At 54.6% G+C, this 17,078-nt stretch carries 17 protein-coding genes; 7 read left to right on the top strand and 10 right to left on the bottom strand.

Going from position 1 to position 17,078, the window contains the following annotated elements; genetic code table 11:
- Nucleotides 1-27 precede the first annotated feature (27 nt).
- The 3 genes from IEX74_RS05395 (at nucleotide 28) to IEX74_RS05405 (ending at nucleotide 2,931) form a co-directional block, all read left to right on the top strand.
- Nucleotides 28-1,569, top strand: coding sequence for a hypothetical protein (locus tag IEX74_RS05395; RefSeq protein ID WP_188811835.1), 1,542 nt, complete (start codon nucleotides 28-30; stop codon nucleotides 1,567-1,569).
- Between the two features lie 130 nt (nucleotides 1,570-1,699).
- The gene (locus IEX74_RS05400) at nucleotides 1,700-1,993 is read left to right on the top strand and encodes a hypothetical protein (protein WP_188811837.1); all 294 of its coding nucleotides are present in this window, start codon (nucleotides 1,700-1,702) and stop codon (nucleotides 1,991-1,993) included.
- A gap of 377 nt (nucleotides 1,994-2,370) precedes the next feature.
- Nucleotides 2,371-2,931: a glycosyl-4,4'-diaponeurosporenoate acyltransferase CrtO family protein gene (locus IEX74_RS05405; RefSeq protein WP_188811839.1), complete on the top strand. Its 561-nt coding sequence runs from the start codon at nucleotides 2,371-2,373 to the stop codon at nucleotides 2,929-2,931.
- Between the two features lie 113 nt (nucleotides 2,932-3,044).
- Here the strand turns inward: IEX74_RS05405 and IEX74_RS05410 are convergent, their stop codons facing one another.
- From IEX74_RS05410 to IEX74_RS23330, 3 genes are all read right to left on the bottom strand, one after another.
- Nucleotides 3,045-3,503, bottom strand: a complete 459-nt coding sequence (locus IEX74_RS05410; RefSeq protein ID WP_188811841.1) for a CHRD domain-containing protein — start codon at nucleotides 3,501-3,503, stop codon at nucleotides 3,045-3,047.
- Between the two features lie 484 nt (nucleotides 3,504-3,987).
- Nucleotides 3,988-4,515, bottom strand: a complete 528-nt coding sequence (locus IEX74_RS05415) for a hypothetical protein (protein WP_188811842.1) — start codon at nucleotides 4,513-4,515, stop codon at nucleotides 3,988-3,990.
- A gap of 387 nt (nucleotides 4,516-4,902) precedes the next feature.
- Nucleotides 4,903-5,034: a hypothetical protein gene (locus IEX74_RS23330; RefSeq protein WP_262892024.1), complete on the bottom strand. Its 132-nt coding sequence runs from the start codon at nucleotides 5,032-5,034 to the stop codon at nucleotides 4,903-4,905.
- A 519-nt stretch (nucleotides 5,035-5,553) separates the two neighbouring features.
- Here IEX74_RS23330 and IEX74_RS05420 point away from each other — a divergent pair.
- Entirely contained in the window at nucleotides 5,554-6,150 is a 597-nt protein-coding gene (locus IEX74_RS05420) for a carboxymuconolactone decarboxylase family protein (protein WP_188811844.1), read from the top strand.
- 87 nt (nucleotides 6,151-6,237) lie between these two features.
- Here the strand turns inward: IEX74_RS05420 and IEX74_RS05425 are convergent, their stop codons facing one another.
- The 3 genes from IEX74_RS05425 to IEX74_RS05435 all read right to left on the bottom strand — a co-directional run bounded on the left by IEX74_RS05425 (nucleotide 6,238) and on the right by IEX74_RS05435 (nucleotide 7,816).
- On the bottom strand, nucleotides 6,238-6,597 hold the full coding sequence (locus IEX74_RS05425) for a hypothetical protein (protein ID WP_188811846.1): 360 nt from the start codon (nucleotides 6,595-6,597) through the stop codon (nucleotides 6,238-6,240).
- A 193-nt stretch (nucleotides 6,598-6,790) separates the two neighbouring features.
- Nucleotides 6,791-7,192 carry a nuclear transport factor 2 family protein gene (locus tag IEX74_RS05430; protein WP_188811848.1) on the bottom strand — a complete coding sequence of 134 codons (402 nt, stop codon included), beginning with the start codon at nucleotides 7,190-7,192 and terminating at the stop codon, nucleotides 6,791-6,793.
- A gap of 180 nt (nucleotides 7,193-7,372) precedes the next feature.
- A complete protein-coding gene (locus tag IEX74_RS05435) occupies nucleotides 7,373-7,816 on the bottom strand; it encodes a hypothetical protein (RefSeq protein WP_188811850.1) in 444 nt (147 codons plus the stop codon).
- A gap of 251 nt (nucleotides 7,817-8,067) precedes the next feature.
- Between IEX74_RS05435 and IEX74_RS05440 the strand changes: the two genes are divergently transcribed.
- Nucleotides 8,068-9,390, top strand: coding sequence for a TPM domain-containing protein (locus IEX74_RS05440; protein WP_188811852.1), 1,323 nt, complete (start codon nucleotides 8,068-8,070; stop codon nucleotides 9,388-9,390).
- An 84-nt stretch (nucleotides 9,391-9,474) separates the two neighbouring features.
- On the opposite strand, the gene IEX74_RS05445 is transcribed toward IEX74_RS05440, so the two are convergent.
- Complete coding sequence (locus IEX74_RS05445; protein ID WP_188811854.1) at nucleotides 9,475-10,101, bottom strand: NanQ anomerase/TabA/YiaL family protein; 627 nt, start codon at nucleotides 10,099-10,101, stop codon at nucleotides 9,475-9,477.
- A 212-nt stretch (nucleotides 10,102-10,313) separates the two neighbouring features.
- On the opposite strand from IEX74_RS05445, the gene IEX74_RS05450 reads away from it, so the two are divergent.
- Both IEX74_RS05450 and IEX74_RS05455 read left to right on the top strand, forming a co-directional pair.
- Complete coding sequence (locus IEX74_RS05450) at nucleotides 10,314-10,757, top strand: hypothetical protein (RefSeq protein ID WP_188811856.1); 444 nt, start codon at nucleotides 10,314-10,316, stop codon at nucleotides 10,755-10,757.
- 145 nt (nucleotides 10,758-10,902) lie between these two features.
- Nucleotides 10,903-11,313 carry an STAS/SEC14 domain-containing protein gene (locus tag IEX74_RS05455; RefSeq protein WP_188811859.1) on the top strand — a complete coding sequence of 137 codons (411 nt, stop codon included), beginning with the start codon at nucleotides 10,903-10,905 and terminating at the stop codon, nucleotides 11,311-11,313.
- 69 nt (nucleotides 11,314-11,382) lie between these two features.
- On the opposite strand, the gene IEX74_RS05460 is transcribed toward IEX74_RS05455, so the two are convergent.
- The 3 genes from IEX74_RS05460 to lacZ all read right to left on the bottom strand — a co-directional run bounded on the left by IEX74_RS05460 (nucleotide 11,383) and on the right by lacZ (nucleotide 17,037).
- Entirely contained in the window at nucleotides 11,383-12,702 is a 1,320-nt protein-coding gene (locus IEX74_RS05460; protein ID WP_188811861.1) for a BNR repeat-containing protein, read from the bottom strand.
- A gap of 211 nt (nucleotides 12,703-12,913) precedes the next feature.
- Nucleotides 12,914-13,750, bottom strand: a complete 837-nt coding sequence (locus IEX74_RS05465; RefSeq protein WP_188811863.1) for a glycoside hydrolase family 16 protein — start codon at nucleotides 13,748-13,750, stop codon at nucleotides 12,914-12,916.
- A gap of 131 nt (nucleotides 13,751-13,881) precedes the next feature.
- Nucleotides 13,882-17,037 carry a beta-galactosidase, LacZ type gene (lacZ, locus tag IEX74_RS05470; RefSeq protein WP_188811865.1) on the bottom strand — a complete coding sequence of 1,052 codons (3,156 nt, stop codon included), beginning with the start codon at nucleotides 17,035-17,037 and terminating at the stop codon, nucleotides 13,882-13,884.
- Nucleotides 17,038-17,078: the final 41 nt, after the last annotated feature.

The raw sequence follows: 17,078 nt of genomic DNA on the forward strand, positions 1-17,078 counted from the left end.
TTAACTACTACCCATACATAAGGTATCATGAGAAATATCAGTTCTCTATTACCCCTTACACAAGAATACAACATAATACAGAAATATTTTAATTCTTCACCAGAAAAATATTTCTGTAAAATATCATATGACACATACACAAAATTCCTAAACGAATGTTTGACAAATAATAAAATCAATCTCATCCAGCTTCTTTTAGAAAAAGAAGAAGCATTTAATATTGCATACAAATTACTTCAAAACATAAACACCAAAGACATTCATGAATATCAAATAAGCGATAAAGACGCATGGTTCATTGATGAATATGTAAACTATAGTTATTTACAGCTTCTTGAAGGAGTATTGCTGCCTTACATGCAACTTGCAGCTTATGTAGAATTAGTAAACAAAGGGAAGGGCACTGACAATCTAGACCTGTATACATGCATTAATAATATAAACAAAGGTGATTTAAAATACATTGAATCTCTTTATGATCACAACTTAAGAAATGGCATAGGACACGGTAAAATAGTTTACCATGAAACCAAGGCCGAATACATAGATAAACGCGGCCAGGTAAAAGTCATGTATTTCTACCAGTTTGTAAGAAAACTAGATGAATTAATAGATGTATTAAATGGGTTTACACTAGCATATATTACATTCATTTTAAATAATAAACACGCAACAGGGATCAATCTACCGCGCCAGGCAATATTCGACGAAATAAAATCAAGATCTTCTTCTGATGACTGGACTTTAACAAGCGTAGTTAATCAAACGATTTTAAATAAAAACCAATTAGCAATTATTATTGAATCTGGATGCAAAAGTCAATCTGATTTGCAAGATAGAATTATAAACACAGTAACAAAATCAGCCAATTTGATTAAGCATAGTTTCGATATAATATACCTGCATATTACACATAACAAATTTCCTGGCTTCATAAAATTTGACGTAAACAAAATAAATAACATAGATCCCTTAACAGCAACAAAGCAGCGCTATTTAGACGCAGCTATTGATTCACTGGAATGGTTTTTAGATGGATTTAGCAAAGATATGCCTGTTAGCATGGATCTCAAATCGTTTCCGAAAGATTTACAATTCAAAGGTATATCTATTTATAAAGAAGAAATTATAAACGATTTTTTATTCAAAGATATACAACAACATGCAAGCACTTATAACAAATACCTTTTGGTAAAAGATGCTAATTATGTCTACATAGGAGATGTTGCCAATAATGAAAATATAATAAATTCAATAAAGGACTCCTTATACAAACTAATTGAACATACGAAAGAAAAAAGCATTGAACTTACCAAAATATACAATCACAGGCAGATGCCTTTAAAATACATTTGCATCAGCATTTTCGAAAGTGATAAAAGAACAAGAGAATTACGAACTACCGGAATTAAACCAAATAGAATATGCACTATCCAGATAAATACAACTAATGAAGTAGGAAATATCAATCTTATGGATAGCAAAACAGAAGTTTACAAAGGCGCATTCTTCAATTGGAATCATTATTGGAGAAATAATTTTGAGTATGATAAAATGTTTCCTGCATAGCTAATATATACTCTAATTAGCGTGCATTTAGCGCAGCGTAACTCTCACCTAGTTTTGGGATGAGACTGTACCTTATTTGCCTCATAGTAGCAAGCCTGCACTGCACTATTGTTTTCAACCACTCTTTTACATGTTCGCGAACTACGAACCTGACTTTGGCAAGCTTAATCTAAACTGGTTGTACGACGTCAGGATTGAACTAGCTGAAATCCAGGAACTCTTACAACAACCTGATAGAGCCTGGACGTATATTAGAGCTGCCAACCAGTTTGAGCGAGTAGGATATACCGCCAGCTATCGGAAATTTATAGCGGTACAACTGACGTTAGTAGATCATAAAGTTGTCATTGACGACGTAAACCTAGCCGACTATGAAGCCATCCGAGAGGTTGTCATCCGCCAGTTCCTCGAAGACACCGACTAATCTTTCGATGAACGGTAAAACACCCGAAGAGTGGGCGCAAGGGCGGCTAAGCGGTCCACTCACTGACCGAGAGCTTCGAGCTTACTTGAAAAAGATTGGCAAGCTGCCACCTGAGCAGGAGACAAAGCAAGCGGAGTAGCTTGGCCTCCAACTGGCCTAACTGGCGCGCGTTTAGCATTCCGCGCATCAAGCGGCGACGTAACTCGTGCCTAGCTTTCGGTGGAGGTTGCACCTTCACTGCCGCACAGCGGCAAGCTGGTATCGGGCCATTAGCCAGCAGACGCAAGTTGTTCTAGCGGGTGAGGCACAGCCTCACGGCAAGGAAGGAACGAGTTACGCTGCCGCTAAACTCGCGCCAGCAATGCTTACCCACGCTAGTGCCAACGCCTAGCCACAAGCCCGCTGCGCCTTCCCCGTACTTGCTGGGTTTCTACAATGCGGTGCCGAGTCTGCTGTGGTCGGCGCTGGGCCTTGTGCCGCTTACCATCTTTTGCTACCAACACGTAGCGCGGCCGTGGCTCTATGGGTTCATCATCGTTAGTCTGCTTGCGTATGGGCTGCCTTTTTCGCGGTTCCGGCGCTTGCAGCTGGGTGCTAGCGTTGGCCTCTACCAAAAGCTAGGTGTGCCGAGGCTCAACCATTTCACGCAGCACGGCACGCTCATCAACTGGCTGATTCGACGCCAGTATCCGCAGTACCGGCGCGTGCGTACCCGCGCTTCGCTGGCGGGCTTTGCGCGAGCTACTTACTACCAGGAGCAGTTCCATTTGGTGATGTTCGTGTTCTTCCTGCTTGTCAGCGTTTACGCGGTAGTGCGTGGCAACCTAGGTTGGGCCATGCTCCTGACCTTCCTCAACGTTCTCTACAACGTGTACCCGATGTGGCTGCAGCAGTACCTGCGGCTTCGCCTGGCTGGGGCGCCAAAACCGGATAAATAAACCGGGCGGCTTCCTGGGTCGTCAATAAGACTGGTGCTAAAATAGCAGCGTCCGCTTACGACAGGTAGGCGGACGCTGCTATTGGTAAGTACTTACTGGTAAACTGTTTGGCGCTATTTCTTGACGATGTTGCCCCGGATTTCGCCGCCCGGATATGCAGGCGTGTGGAAGTTGGCGTAGAAACCGCCGTTCAGCAGCAAGTCCTCATCGGCCTGGGTGAAGGTGGCCGTACCCGAGACGGGAGACGTTAGGCTGGCAAATGGATACACAACCGGGCCATTCGTGCCGGGTGCGCCCCGGTGCAGGTGGCCGGCCGTGGGCGTGAGGCCTTGGTAAGTAATGGTGTAGGTCAACACCTTAGTTGACTTGTCGTACACGCCGGTGAACGTGCCGCTAGCGGCAGAAGGCGTGGCTGGTACTTCCTGCGACCCATTTATCGTGGCTGTCAGGTTTACCTTGGTGCTGGCCGGAGGATTGCCGATCAGGATAATCTCATCCAGCAATTCCTGGCAGCCAGTGAAAGTTATGGCGGCGGTAGCCAGCAAGGAAGCGGTGATTAGTTTTTTAAGCATAATGGTATGGGGTTGAGTGGGTTGACAAAGAGGCAGGCTGACGATACTAAAAAGCAAGACCTTCGGCTGGGTGCTGGAGAGCCGGCACATCGGCTTATAATAAAGAGCAAGGCGGCTTGTGCGCACAACTGGCTTTCCGGCCGGTACGGTAGTGGCTCACGCAAGTAGCGCCCGGTAGTTAGCTGAACTACAGTAAGGTATATAAAAAGATCAAGTTTTACTTGAAATAATTACGCCATGTAGTACTTAGGCTTCGAGCCAGGTTGCGGGTGCTGCGTCAGTTTACGAACCTAGGTAGCCAGGGCCTCGTGTTCGGTGAGGCCCGACAGCCTGGCGCTTCCGTGATTTCACACCTGTTTGCTGCCTGCGCAGGGCTCAGGCGCGCTGTTAGCAACCTTGGGCGCGGGCCGGCAACGCACACAAAAAGACTTCCGCGGCGTGCGAAAGCCTTTTTGCAGGCATTTGCCGGAAAAGCTAGCTTTTTCTACAGCGAAGCCGAAGCCGGGCTCATTTCCGGCAGGTGCGTTTTCACAGTGAGCGTGCGCAAGGCAGCGTAGCTTTGGGGCTGGCTTTGCACCTGCACAATGTAGCGGTACTTGCTCTGGCCCACTTGCAGGATAAGCCGGTACTGGCCTTTCTGCAAATCGCGGAAGTCTAGGTTGCAGCCGTATGCAGGGGCGTTGTATGGCTGATCAAGCAACGTCTGCCCGGTGACAAGGCTCACCACCCGAACCCGACCAGACTGCTGAATGGGGTCTTGGATGCGCAGGCGAAAAGTGGTATCGTTTACTTTCTGTAAGGCTACTGGCTGCGGGTGCTGCGCCAGGGCTGGGGCAGCCAGGAAAGATCCACCAAGCGTCAGGAGTACGAAGCTAGCTTTTTGCAGATAGCGGCGCATTGCTCTAGCGGCAAAGCTAGCTGGTACTTCGCTGTACTTCGTGCTGACATCCGCGGATGAGTTAGCAGCAGTACGTTGGGCGTTGAGGCGAGCGGAAGGAAGAAGGCTTTTCATGGTTGTAAGGTTTGAAGAAGTGAACTGATCAAGCTGACCGCTACTCAGATCAGGAAGGCTTGGGAGCCAGTAGAAGCAGCGGAGCCGCTGACCTAGGTTCTCAGTTCTGTGGGCAGCACATGCGCATTTCTGAACAGCTTTAGGTACGCGGTATAAGGATATAGCCAAGGCGCGTGCCATGTACACAATTTACTCAATATCAAATAGTTGTAGATACACACCTGGATTCTAATCCTCCTAAAACTGTCCGCTTCCAGACAGATCGTTCGCTTTTGATACGCTTTGCTGCGGCGCTGGCACATAACCTAGCTTTAGCAGATCTGCACTGAATCTATCAGGCATAAAAAAGGCTTCCGCACATTGCGGAAGCCTTTTTTGCTGGTGCTGCTATCTTCTAGTGCTTACCGTGTCCATGCCCATGCCCATGCCCATGCCCATGCCCATGCCCGCGTCCATGGCCATGACCATGCTCATGAGGCGCGTAATAGGCAGGACCGGCCGGCACGAGCATGACCGCATGTCGTCGGTGCTTGGGCGCCCGATACACCCGTACGGGCTTCACTTCGCGCACTACCACGTAGCGAGGAGGCGGAGGCGCGGGCTGGCCGATGTTGATATTGATTTGTTGGGCATGCGCTGGCGCAGAACCGAGGGCAAGGGCGGCCAGCGTAAGGAACGCGGCGGCGAGGAATGCTTTCATCAGATGGGAAATACGTAGGTAAAGGGAGCATGGCGAAATTCAAATATTAAGCCAGAGCCGAGTACCTATATGTGCTAGAAACTGAACTACTCGCATCCAAATTGTGCCTGGCGTAGCCCAGGCTCCGTCTGTGAGGACGCTTAGGTACACTTCCCTCCTCCATTCTCAACCAACCTAGGTTTATGAAACCTCGTGTCATCTGTCATCACCAGAGTAGCATCGCGCAGGCACGCTACCAAGTAGCGACGATCTGGAGTCGCTGATTTAGTTGGCCGGGTTTGTAATCTGCGCGTACTGATTGGCAGCTTCCCGATCCTCTTACCTTCTCTTCACATTGCATGACACCTTCTAAAAACGACCTGGGCGGACGCTTGCCGCTGCTCGACTCCGACGAGCTCAAAGCAGACCAGCACACACTTTATACCGAGCTGCAAGCCACGATGGTACCCTGGGCCAAGAAGTCGGGCTTCCAGGCGGAAACCACTGACGGCAAGCTGATTGGTCCCTTCAACGCGATGCTGCGAAGTCCGGCTATCAGCAAAGCCCTGATGAGCGTAACTGCCGCCGAGGGCACGCACACTTCGCTCAGCGAAAAGGTACGGCAAGTGGTTATCCTGACCGTGGGCGCGGCCTGGCAGGCGGCCTACGAGATTTACGCGCACACAGCTGTGGCGGAGAAAGCCGGAATAGAAGAGCACAAGATTCAGTTGCTGGCGGCCGGGCAAAAACCGGAAGGCCTCTCCATAGAAGAAGACGTGGCCTACGACTTTGTGCGGCGTCTCACCACCACACACCAGATTGAGGCGGCGCTTTATGAGCGGGCTCTGGTAACCTTCGGCGAAAAAGGCATTGTGGACATGATCTACCTGGCGGGCCAGTACATGACCATCAGCGGGCTGCTCAATACCTTCGCCGTGCCAGCTCCTGGTCAGTAGCTGGCTCCGACCTTATTCCGTTTGTTTTGTCAGTCGTTGCTGCTTCGGTAGTGATTAACAAAGCAGGCTGTAGAAGCCGCACCTAGGTTATGGCCGCGTAGCGCGGGGCTGAGCGGGCGCGGTGCGGCGGTTGGCAGCTGGGCTCGGCAGCGTATCAACCGGGCCGGCCGTTACCTTACCGCTCGGAATGTAGGGCTGCGGCAGCACGCCGTTGGGGCGCACCTGTGTCGGCATAGGCAAGGGCTCGGCCTTGCCTTGCCCCACCCCATTGGGCAGCGTCACGCCGGGCAGCGGACTTACGCGTTCGGTGGGGTTGCGCTGGGCAGGCGTAACAGGGGCGCGGTTTTGGGCCGGTGCGGCACTCGCCGCACCGCCAATCAGCAGCAGAGAAAGGGATACGAGGCGCAGCATGGCAGACGGGCAAAATGGGTGAGAAAGCAGGAGCATGCCGACGCAGCATCGGCAGTACCTAGGTAGACTGACGGTGGGAAAGAGCAGCACTAACAGAACTACGGCTGGTCTCCGGCCTGAGTTCAGACGCTGCCCTGAAATAAGCAAAAAAGCGCCTCCGGGTTGTTAGCCCAAAGGCGCCTGCACGCTGCCTAGTCTGGCTGCCAAGCGGGCAGTGGCCAGGTTTTTCTTAAAACAAGTTGAAGCACGGATAGCGGCGCTGACGGTAGATTTTATCGTCGCGGAACTCAAAAATCAGGCTGAGCTGCGCCGTGATACGATGTCCCCGGATGATGGGCAGCATATCGTTGATGGCCGTGGCTTGCCAGAGCCCTTCTACAATGACGGTACCGCTAGGCGCGCAGTGGATATGCTGCACATCGAAATCCGGGTCGCGCAGCAGCTCCCGCCCAGCCCGCAGGTTGCGCAGAATCTCGTCGAAGGAACGGCGCTGAATGGTCTTATTCAGGAAGTTAGGAAACTCTGTCTGTTCCACTTCCGGGTGCAGCACTGCGGCATAGGCGGCCGGGTCGGTATTCAGGGACTGTACTAGATCGAGGTAAGTAGCAATAACGTCAAGATGCGCATTCATGAGGGGATGAACTAGGTGTGTAGACTTGCAAGATAGCTAAGATGTTACTGGGAAAATGGGATGCTTATTTCCCACCCGAGCAGGGCTAAAAATATTACTCTGACTTTTGTAGCGGCTACCCACCAGCTTTTACCACCGGCGCCTACGAGCCGCCAGTTGCCAGTGCTCTAGGTAGCGGCCCTACAACCGGGCTGAGGCCGGCTGCTGTAAGAGCCACGCTACTGCGTCTGCCTCAGCATCGAAAGAACGATATGTGAGGGGCAGGTTTTGAACGTGGGTGGTGATGTAGGCGGTAGCCAGGCGCACTATCACATTGGGCGAGACGACCACGGCGCCGTACCGATAGCCGCCTTCGCGCACTGCCCTGGGCACCCACTCGTGGGCAACCCAGGCCTGCTCCTTGGGTGAGAAGGGCTGCATCCCGACCTGATTGATTAAAATGCGGCTCCAGCCGTTGCGCTGCAGCGCCAGCAGCATATGGTTGAACAGCGCCTGCGTATCGGCCAGCGTACGCGACTTGCTATACCAGTTTGCCCGCAGAAATCCGGCGGAATCCTGTACTAATTCGCCGGCGGCGTTCTGAAAATATCGCGTGAGCAGCTCCATGTCTTCTTGTGGATACAAAGGTATAACGCATCCGCGCTATATGGTTTTCCCAAGGGTGTTTTTCACTGGTTGTCAAGCATAATTTCGCGGCTTCTGCTGGTAGCTCGCCTTGCCAAACCTAGGTGGCAGTTGCTGGTGAGCAGCGGCGCTCTGATGGTCGTGCTCGGGCCGGCACTTCCTTTTTCCCGAAGATGAAATGTAGCCAACTGATAGTGAGAAACGTACAAGGCAGTTGTATTCGTTTTACTCTCCCACTACACCTTTCTACCATGCACCGTTTCTTGTTTTTCTTCCTGCTGCTTGTGTCGGCCGGGCTAGGCTGGCCGGCCGCGGCGGCGCCCGCCGATGGGGTGCTGGCTCGTCCTTCGCCCTTCCGCTTCGTGACCGATGAAGCCAAACTGCTGAGTCTGGCTAATGCGAAAACCCTGGAAAATGGCCTGCGCCACTACGCCGACGATAAAGGCACCCAGATCGTGGTGGTGACCGTGCCCACCCTGGGCGGCCGCGACGTAGCCGACTACGCCCGCAGCCTGGGCGAAGCGTGGGGTGTGGGGCAGCGCGGCAAAGACAATGGCGTGGTGCTACTGCTGGCCGGGCAGGAGCACAAAGTAAGCGTTCAGGTCGGCTCCGGTCTTCAGAACAAGATTTCGCCGGACGTAATCACGCGGGCCATCAACCAGGACATGACCCCTAGCTTCAAGCAGGGCAACTACTTCGCGGGCCTGCGCAAGGGCCTGAATACGCTGATGGCCGCGGCCGATCCGAACCCACCTAAAACGCAGCCCGCTACTGCCCCGGCGACGGCGATGGGCAGTGCCGCAACCACCAACGCTGATCTGAACAACGACTTGGCAACGACTACTCCGGCGCCACAAGCAGATCCGTACACGCCGGCACCTTCTACACTCTTAGGTGGCCTTGGTATTGGCACGCTGCTCATCGGGGCGCTGCTTATTGGTGGCGTAATCTGGTTTTTGGTACGGATGTTCCGCAATCGTAGTGCAACCTCCACCCCGAATACTCCCTACGGCAACGCCCCCAGCAACACGCCTGACTTTTATACTAACCGGGGCAACGGGCCCACCGGTGGCGGCTACAATCGCGGTCCAGCGGGGCCGCAGGGCAATGGTTCGGCGCCAAACTTCTACCCCAACCAGCCTACGGGCGGCGGTATGATGGGCGGTATGGGCAACATGGGTGGTGGTGGCAGCGGCATTGGCGGCATCCTGGCTACGGGCGCGGCGGCGGCGGCGGGCGCTTACCTAGGCAACCGCATGGCCTCGGGCAACGATCATGACACAGCCGGCAATGGTTTGTCACAGGCTGGCCTAGGTGCTGCCAACAACAATCTCGATCCGCCGACCAACTACAGCGGCACGCCTTCCGGTGAGTTTCCGGCTTTGGGTGGTGCTGCGGGCAACGACTTTAGCGGCGACAACGCTGCTCCCGACTACTTCTCGGGCGACTATGCCGCCGACGACTCCGGTGACTATTTCTCCGCCGACGACAACAGCTCTTACGACGACCAGTCGTCGGATGACACCGGCGGCGGTGGCTTCGACGATGACAGCGACAACAGCGGCTCGTGGTAAACCACTGAAGAGCTTGCCATTAAAAGCAAACGGAGCCGCTGGCAGTGCCGGCGGCTCCGTTTTGGTTGTAGCAAGAAGGAAAACCTAGGTTCCGGCCACCCGGATTTTGAAGACCACCTTTTTCACGACGTCGTAGCCTTCTACTTTGATGGAAGGGCGGTGAGCATTGCGGGGGAAGAACAGGTAGAACGTGCCGGGTTCCGCGACATAGTATTTGCCGGTGCTGCCGCTGTAGTGCGCCACGTCTTTGGTTTCGTTGTAGGGGTCCGTGACGGTGAGCTTGGGAAACTCTTCCACGCCCATCCTTTCCTTGCCGCGCACAATGTATTGTAAGTCAATATACTTCTTGTGCGACTCCCATTGTGTTTTGTCGAATTCCTTGGAGGTCGGCTCGGTAACGGAAAGCGTCAGCCGGTCGCCGTCGATTTTGGAGGAGCCATTGGGCAAAGAAGCCAGGTCGTGGTCGCGCATGTAGGCGAAGGCCTGGTCCCAGATGGCTTTGTTGGCCTGGTACTCGCGGGCAAACTCCACGGCATCTACGTCGGCGTATACGTCCAGCTTCAGTCCGTTTTTCCAGGTGCCGCCTTTCACCCATTTTTCGGCGCTTTTGGTGGTTCCATCGTGGGTGGTTGTCGCCATTTTGAGCGAGCAGGAAGCAAACAGAGCCGCTCCGAGCAGGAGCGTCAGCGGCATAGCAGCGTAGTGGTTCATGGTAGAGCTGGAATGGGAGTGGTGTTGCGTAAAAATAGGCAGGCGAGCGGTATTTGCGGTTCTTTGCGGCCGCTGAGCCGATGATTTAAGTTAGCTTGCACAGGAGGTTTGGCAAATCGGGCACTTCCGGTGACCTGTTTACTGTCAGAACCTGCGGTTGCTGGCTCCGTAATGATGAAGGGGGCCGCCCCTATTCTACTCCTGTCTTTCTCATGACTGATATTACGCTTATCTCGGAACCTTACGGGTCTATTCTATTTACTCCCGCGGTGCCGTGCATCACCATTCAGTGGCATAGTTTCGCTAATCGTCAGCAGTTTCGCTCGCTCATGGACCGGGCTTTGGTGGCCTACCAGACGGAACTAGCGCACCACCCCCGGCCGCTGGGCTGGATAGCCGACTCGCGTCAGCTCAGCGCCCTCACCCCCGATGACCAGAACTGGTGCGATACTGACTGGAACCCGCGCGCTTATGCGGCCGGTATCCGCCACATCGGCATCGTGATTCCGGAGAGCATCTTCGGCAAGATTGCGGTGCAGCAGTACGTGACCAACGTGCTCCACAGCGACGGCTACACGTTCGAAACACGCAACTTTTCTTCCCCGCAGGAAACTAAAGAATGGCTGCAAGAAGTGCTGCCGACGACTCAGCCCTAGGTTGCCGGGTTCTACAGCGGGCCTTGTCAGGCAACTTCACGCATTTTCTATTTCGTATTACCAACAGCTACTTCGCCTGCTCTCATCTGCATCTCACGCTTTTCTCTACTTCCTGTTTCTGAGAGCACTGGCATACAACATTACTATGAAGCAAGAACTCAAAAGCTCCTTGGGCCGGGCATTTTTAACCATTGAACCGGACCCAGCGAACCGCTGGATTCACGTCGACTGGCGCGGTTACCTGACCGCCGAAAACATAAAGACCGGCGCGCTGGCCTACACCGAGGCCTTGGCCAAGGCCAACTACAGCTGCGTACTCAACGACACACGTGGCGTTATCGGCCCCTGGGAGCACTCCATCGAGTGGGTGGTAAACGAATGGGCTCCGAATGCGGCGGCGGCCGGCCTCAAGCACTTTGCCATGGTGGTCACGCCCGCTTCTATGGCCGACACCTCCGCTATTTCTTTCTACGAGAAGCTTACCGCATTCAAGGCCGAAGTATTCTCGGATCTTGATGCTGCCAAAGCCTGGCTGCGGCAGTTTTCGCGGGAGTAAAGAGAGTGTTGAATGTTGAATAATTCTTTTTCAGCGATTCTCATCCGCTAATTCAACATTCAATACTCCTTACGGCTTCCACTCCAGGATGTAGACGGGCTGGGGAGCTAGGTTTTCCAGGGTTTCGCCGTCGCCTTGGCCGGTGCGCTGCACGAATAGGTTCAGAATGCCCGCGCTTTTCCAGCGCTCCGTGTCGTAGCTAGGTTCCCAGTTGCCGACGGAAGTTGTGGTCAGGTCCGTGATGGACCAGCTGGGTTTGCGCAGGTCGGGGCACTGGGCCAATGATACTCGGTCCTGGCGTTCGGCGTCGCGGAAGATGAGGTAGGCACCTGTTTTGCTACCTTGCTTACGCACAACGAGTTGCGGGCGCGAAATCGGTATTTTTTTGGTACCGCCGCCGCTTAGGCTGAAGGGCGTTGTGCGCTTCGATACCTGCGTCACCTGCCACTGCTTTCCCGTTTTATAAATCAGCTGGTACTGCGGCACGGCGGTGCCCGCGGGGCGCCAGTAGGTAGCAATGTAGGGGTTGCCTTCCGCGTCGGCGCTGATGGCGGTTTGGTTGATCAGCTCGCTGCGCTGCGGAATGCGCCAAGCGTACTCGGCGGAGCTTTCCGTGATGGGCAGCTTGTAGGTTTCACCGGTGCTTTTCTGCCAGGTGCGGCCGCCGTCCAGGGAGCGGGCGTAGGCCATGTCGTGGTTGGAGGCCACATCGGGGCTTTCGCGCCACACCCACGAGACGTGAATGGTGCCTTTCGCATCAAGCGCCACTTGCCAGTAGGCGTTGCGCTGACCTTCCCCATCAATCAGCACGTCGTGCAGGCGAGTCCACTGCTTGGTCTTCACGTCGTAACGGTTGATGACCAGGTTGCCGTTGCCGGAGCCGCCGTCGCGGTAAAGGAACAGCAGGTCGCCGCTCGGGAAACGGTAAAATTCCGGGTACGACACCTTGCCTTCTTGCTGACCTAGCATGGGCATCATGTCGGTCAATTCCAGCGAGCCGGGCGCCACGCTGCGGCAGTAGTGCAGCGGGTTGTTGTGGTGGTCGAAAGCCAGGTGCAGGTACCCAGTGCCATCCACCATGATGCTGATAATATTATGAGCATCAGCTACTTTACCCTTGTACTTGGTGCGCTGCACTTGCCAACTACCGGCGGGCAGTACGCGCTTAGCCAGCACCACATAACCCACTGAATCATAGAAAGCGGTGTACTGCTCATTCTTATGCGACACCACCGAGTTCTTGCGAAAGACAGCGCCGTTCACGTTGTTTTTGGCCCAACCTAGCCCCACAGGCGTTTGGGCGTAAGCGGCCCGACCTAGGTCTAAAAGGCTAATAACGAATAGCCAGCAAAGTAGACGCAGGCTCCGGGAAGTAATAGTGGATTTCATATTTCGCATTTAAAAACAACACCTTCAAACTGTCATTTCGACCAGCGGGAGAAATCTCGCGGGCAATGGTAAACCCTGGCGATTAGAGTTACCATTGCCCGCGAGATTTCTCCCGCTGGTCGAAATGACGTTCTAGCGTCAGCACGCGATATTTCTCCCGCTGGCCGAAATGACGCCCTATTTTCTGTTGAGCCCTACTAGAGCAGGCTGATTAATGCTGATATACCCGCACATAATCAATCTCGTAGCGGTTGGGAAAGGTCGTTCCGGCAGGGTCGCCGCCGTTGTCGCCGCCAATAGCTAGATTCAGTAGCATGTAATGCGGTTGCTGCATGGGGTTGAAGCCGGTACCATCCTGGTTGACGGTTTCGCTCGTCTTTACTTCGTTGAGCAGCAGATCATCTACGTACAGCCGGACAGCCTGCGCATCCCAATCCATACGCCAGATGTGGAAGCTTTTCGCCCAGTCAGGGGTTGCGAATGAAACCAGAGGCTTGCTGGTACTGAACCACTTAGCCGTGTAAGGCGTGCCCGTACCAACCGCTACGTTGGCCAGCAGCTTGCCTTGGTAATACTCCATAATGTCGATTTCGCCGTTGCTGGGCCAGGGCCGGCTTACCCCTAGGGTCCAGAAAGCGGGCCACATGCCGGGACTGGTGTTGATGCGGGCCCGCATTTCGAAGCGACCGTACTGCCACTGGTGCAGCCCGCCGCCCGTGTTCAGGCTAGCCGCCGTGTAGTCGATGAACTCGCGGCTGGTTTTCCAGTTGGTACTGCCTGCTTGGTAGTTAGGATTAGCCCGATGCTCTTTGCGCGCCTCAATGATGAGCATGCCGTTTTCACACCACGCATTATCGGGCTGGTACCATTGCAGCTCATGGTTGCGCACGAAGCCGGTTTCCTGGCGCCAGTTTTTCGGGTCGGGCGCGCCGTTGGTGTTGAACTCATCGGCCCACACCAGCTTCCAAGCAGGCGTAGTTTGCGGAGGACTACCTAGGTCATCAGGAGCAAACAGAACGCCGAGCAGGGCAGCAAGTGCAAGCTTCATAAGGTTAGGGCTGTAGAGACGCAATACTTTGCGTCTCGTCATTGCTGATGTTGTTTACCTAGGTAGGCCGTTCAAAGAGGAGTCGCGAACCGAAGGAAGGCGTAAGCCAAGTGTCGCGTCTCTACAGTTGATCATAGCTGCGGGCTTTTCTCATCAATCAGCCGCAGAGTGTAGCTGTAGGAATACGTTTTGTCGAGCAGACGATAAGGATCGTGCGGCAAGGCGCCCCAACTGTTGTCGCCGCCAACGCCGCGCTGCTTCAGGTCCACTTGCAGGTAGATATTAGGGTTCTGCTTTACGTCGGTGGGATGCTGCTGCTTCTTGGTCAGGCCGGGGTCCATCTGCTCGGAGCGGGCGTGCAAGGCACTGAAGCAGATGGGTTGCAGCCCTTCGATCCGCAAGCCCTGGCCGGCGGCATTTGTCAGCGACACCCAACGCACATCGGTGCGGTAGCCATTTTCCTGCGGCCGGATGTAGCTGTAGGTAAACTGGCGGCTCAACGAGTCCTGGTACGTACCCAGGAAAGAAGCCGTGTTCCGGTCGCTGTAGTTTTCCCAGGGGCCACGGCCATAGTAGCGCAGCTGGTCGTAGCGGCCGGGCAGCTCCATGCGCATTCCAAACCTAGGTAGCTCCGGCAACTCTTTGCCGGTCATATCGATAGAAGCCATTACCTGCACGGCGCCGTCGTTGCCGATGAGGTACGCCACAGTGTATGGCACGCCAATGTCGGCCAGCAGGTATTCTACTTTAATGGGCAGGCCCGCAGGCGTTTGCTCGCCTACACTCACACGCTGCACCTTGCGGTTGGCGTGTGCCGTACGCCACACACCTAGGCTCTGAGGCATGCCGCTCCCGAAGTCATTATCAGTGGGCGCGCGCCAAAAGTAGGGCTCAGGGTACTGGTTGATAACTTGGTTATCGCGCAGGCGGTAGTTGCTCAGCCGCCCTTGCGCCGTGTTGAATTCGCCGCTCACGTTGCCGGCCGTGAAGGTCAGCTTGTCGCCTTCGCGCTTGACTTGCAAGCTATTGCTGGCTGCCGAAGTGCGATTAGCGAAGTAGGTATTGCCTTTGCTCAGCACAAACTGCTCACGCGCTACTTCATGCCCCGCGGGTATCATAGGAGCGGCCGCTTTGGTTTGCGCAAATACATTCAGCACGTATTCCGCGCCCGGCTCCGAAGCTAGGTTCGGCAGCGGCAGCTTTACCTCTTTCTGCTGCTGCGGAGCTAGCTTCACCGTGAAGTTGCCTTCCTTCACCACACTTCCATTCTTCACCAACTGCCACCGAAAGGCGTAGTTATCCAGGTTGCGGAAAGCAAAGCCGTTGATTACGGTAATGCGGCCCGTAGTCGGCTGTGCTGCGCTGAAACGTATGTCCTGGTACACCTTCTTCACCTCGTACAGGCCAGGGTGCGGCGTGCGGTCGGCGGCTACTAAGCCGTTGGCGCAGAAGTTCTCGTCGTTTTGCAGGTTGTAGCCACCTAGGTCGCCGCCATAGGCCCAGAAGGTTTGACCGTTATCAGCCTTGGTCTTGATGCCTTGGTCAACCCAGTCCCAGATGAAGCCGCCCTGCATGTGCGGCTTGCTGCGGATTAAGCTCCAGTATTCCTGAAAGTTGCCGTTGCTGTTGCCCATGGCGTGCGAGTATTCGCACATGATATAAGGGCGCTTCTTATCGGTAGCTTCGGCGTACTTCTTCATCGAGTTCATGCCCGGATACATGGGGCACACGATGTCGGTGTCCACGTCTTCGCCGGCTTGCTCAAATTGCACGGGGCGGCTCGGGTCGCGCTGCTTCAGCCACTTGTAGGCGTCGTGAAACACGGGGCCGTTGCCGCACTCGTTGCCCATGCTCCAGATGATGACGGATGCGTGATTTTTGTCGCGCTCCAGCAGCCGCTCGATGCGGTCGAGGTGGGCGGGCGCCCACTCGGGCAGGTAAGCAGGGTGCTTGCTTTCATCGAAGCGACCCTGCAAGCTAGCTCCCATGCCGTGCGTTTCGATGTTGGCCTCGTCAACCAGATACAGGCCGTACTCGTCGCAGAGCTCGTACCAGCGCTCGGCGTTCGGGTAGTGGCTCGTGCGTACTGCGTTGATATTGAACTGCTTCATGAGTTGAATATCCTTGCGCATCAGCTCCTCATTCGGAACGTGGCCGTGCACATCGTCGTGCTCGTGGCGGTTGGTGCCGTGCACTTCCACGGCTACGCCATTCACCATCAGCTGCGCATTCTTTATCTCGACTTTGCGGAAGCCAATTTTGGCACTCGTCACGGCCAGCGGCTTGCCCTGCGCATCTTCCAACGTAAGGATGCACTGGTACAAGTTCGGCGCTTCGGCGCTCCACGGCCGCACGTTCTTCACGGTACCACCCAGGTTTATGACTTGGGTGGTAGCGGCGCCAAAAGTCGGCACCGGCCGCTGCTGCCGCAGCACGGTTTTGCCACTCGCATCCTGCACTTCCACCGTTACGCGGGTGGCGGCAGTAGGAGCCTTGGCGAAGTTGCGCAAGGTCACGTCGGCATTGAAGACGCCGTTTTTGTAGCTAGGGTCTAGGTCACTTTTGAGGAAGAAGTCCCACACCGTTTGCTTGGGCAGGGCCGTCATAAACACGTCGCGCTCAATCCCGGTGAGGCGCCAGAAGTCCTGATCCTCCATGTAGCTGCCATCGTGCCAGCGCATTACCTGAACAGCCAGCAGGTTTTCGCCGGGCTTCAGGTACGAGGTAACGTCGAACTCGGCGGGCGACTTAGATGCTTTGGTCATACCCACGCGCTGCCCGTTCACATACACGAACGCGCAACCGGTAATCGAGCCGAAGTGCAGCAGCACCTCGCGGCCAGCCCAACCCGCCGGCACCGTGAAGGTGCGCCGGTAGCTCCCGACGGGATTATAGCGCCCATCAATGAAGGGCGGGTTCTTCGGGAAAGGGTAAACGATGTTGGTGTAAATCGGAATGCCGAACCCCTCCAGCTCCCAGTTCGAGGGCACCGGAATGGGTTTCCAGGCGGCGTCGTTGAAGCTAGGTTGGAAGAAGTCCAGCGGTCGATCGGCGGGCCGATCCACATAGTTGAATTTCCAGGTGCCGTTCAGCGACTGATAGTAAGGTGAGCGGTGATAGTCGTTGGTTTTGGCATCAGCAACCTTATCGTACACCATGAAGCTCGCGTGGGGCTTCTCCTTGTTTTGCTCGAACACCCGCGGGTTCTCCCACTCGCTGGGCGTAGTCTGCGCCAGAAGCTGCCGCGAGCATAATAGAATAAAAGCCAGGAATTTAGGAACGCGCATTGGGTGGAATAGTAAGTAAGAACAGGCCTTATTGAACAGGT

Source organism: Hymenobacter cavernae (assembly GCF_014641455.1).
Taxonomy (GTDB): Bacteria; Bacteroidota; Bacteroidia; order Cytophagales; family Hymenobacteraceae; genus Hymenobacter; species Hymenobacter cavernae.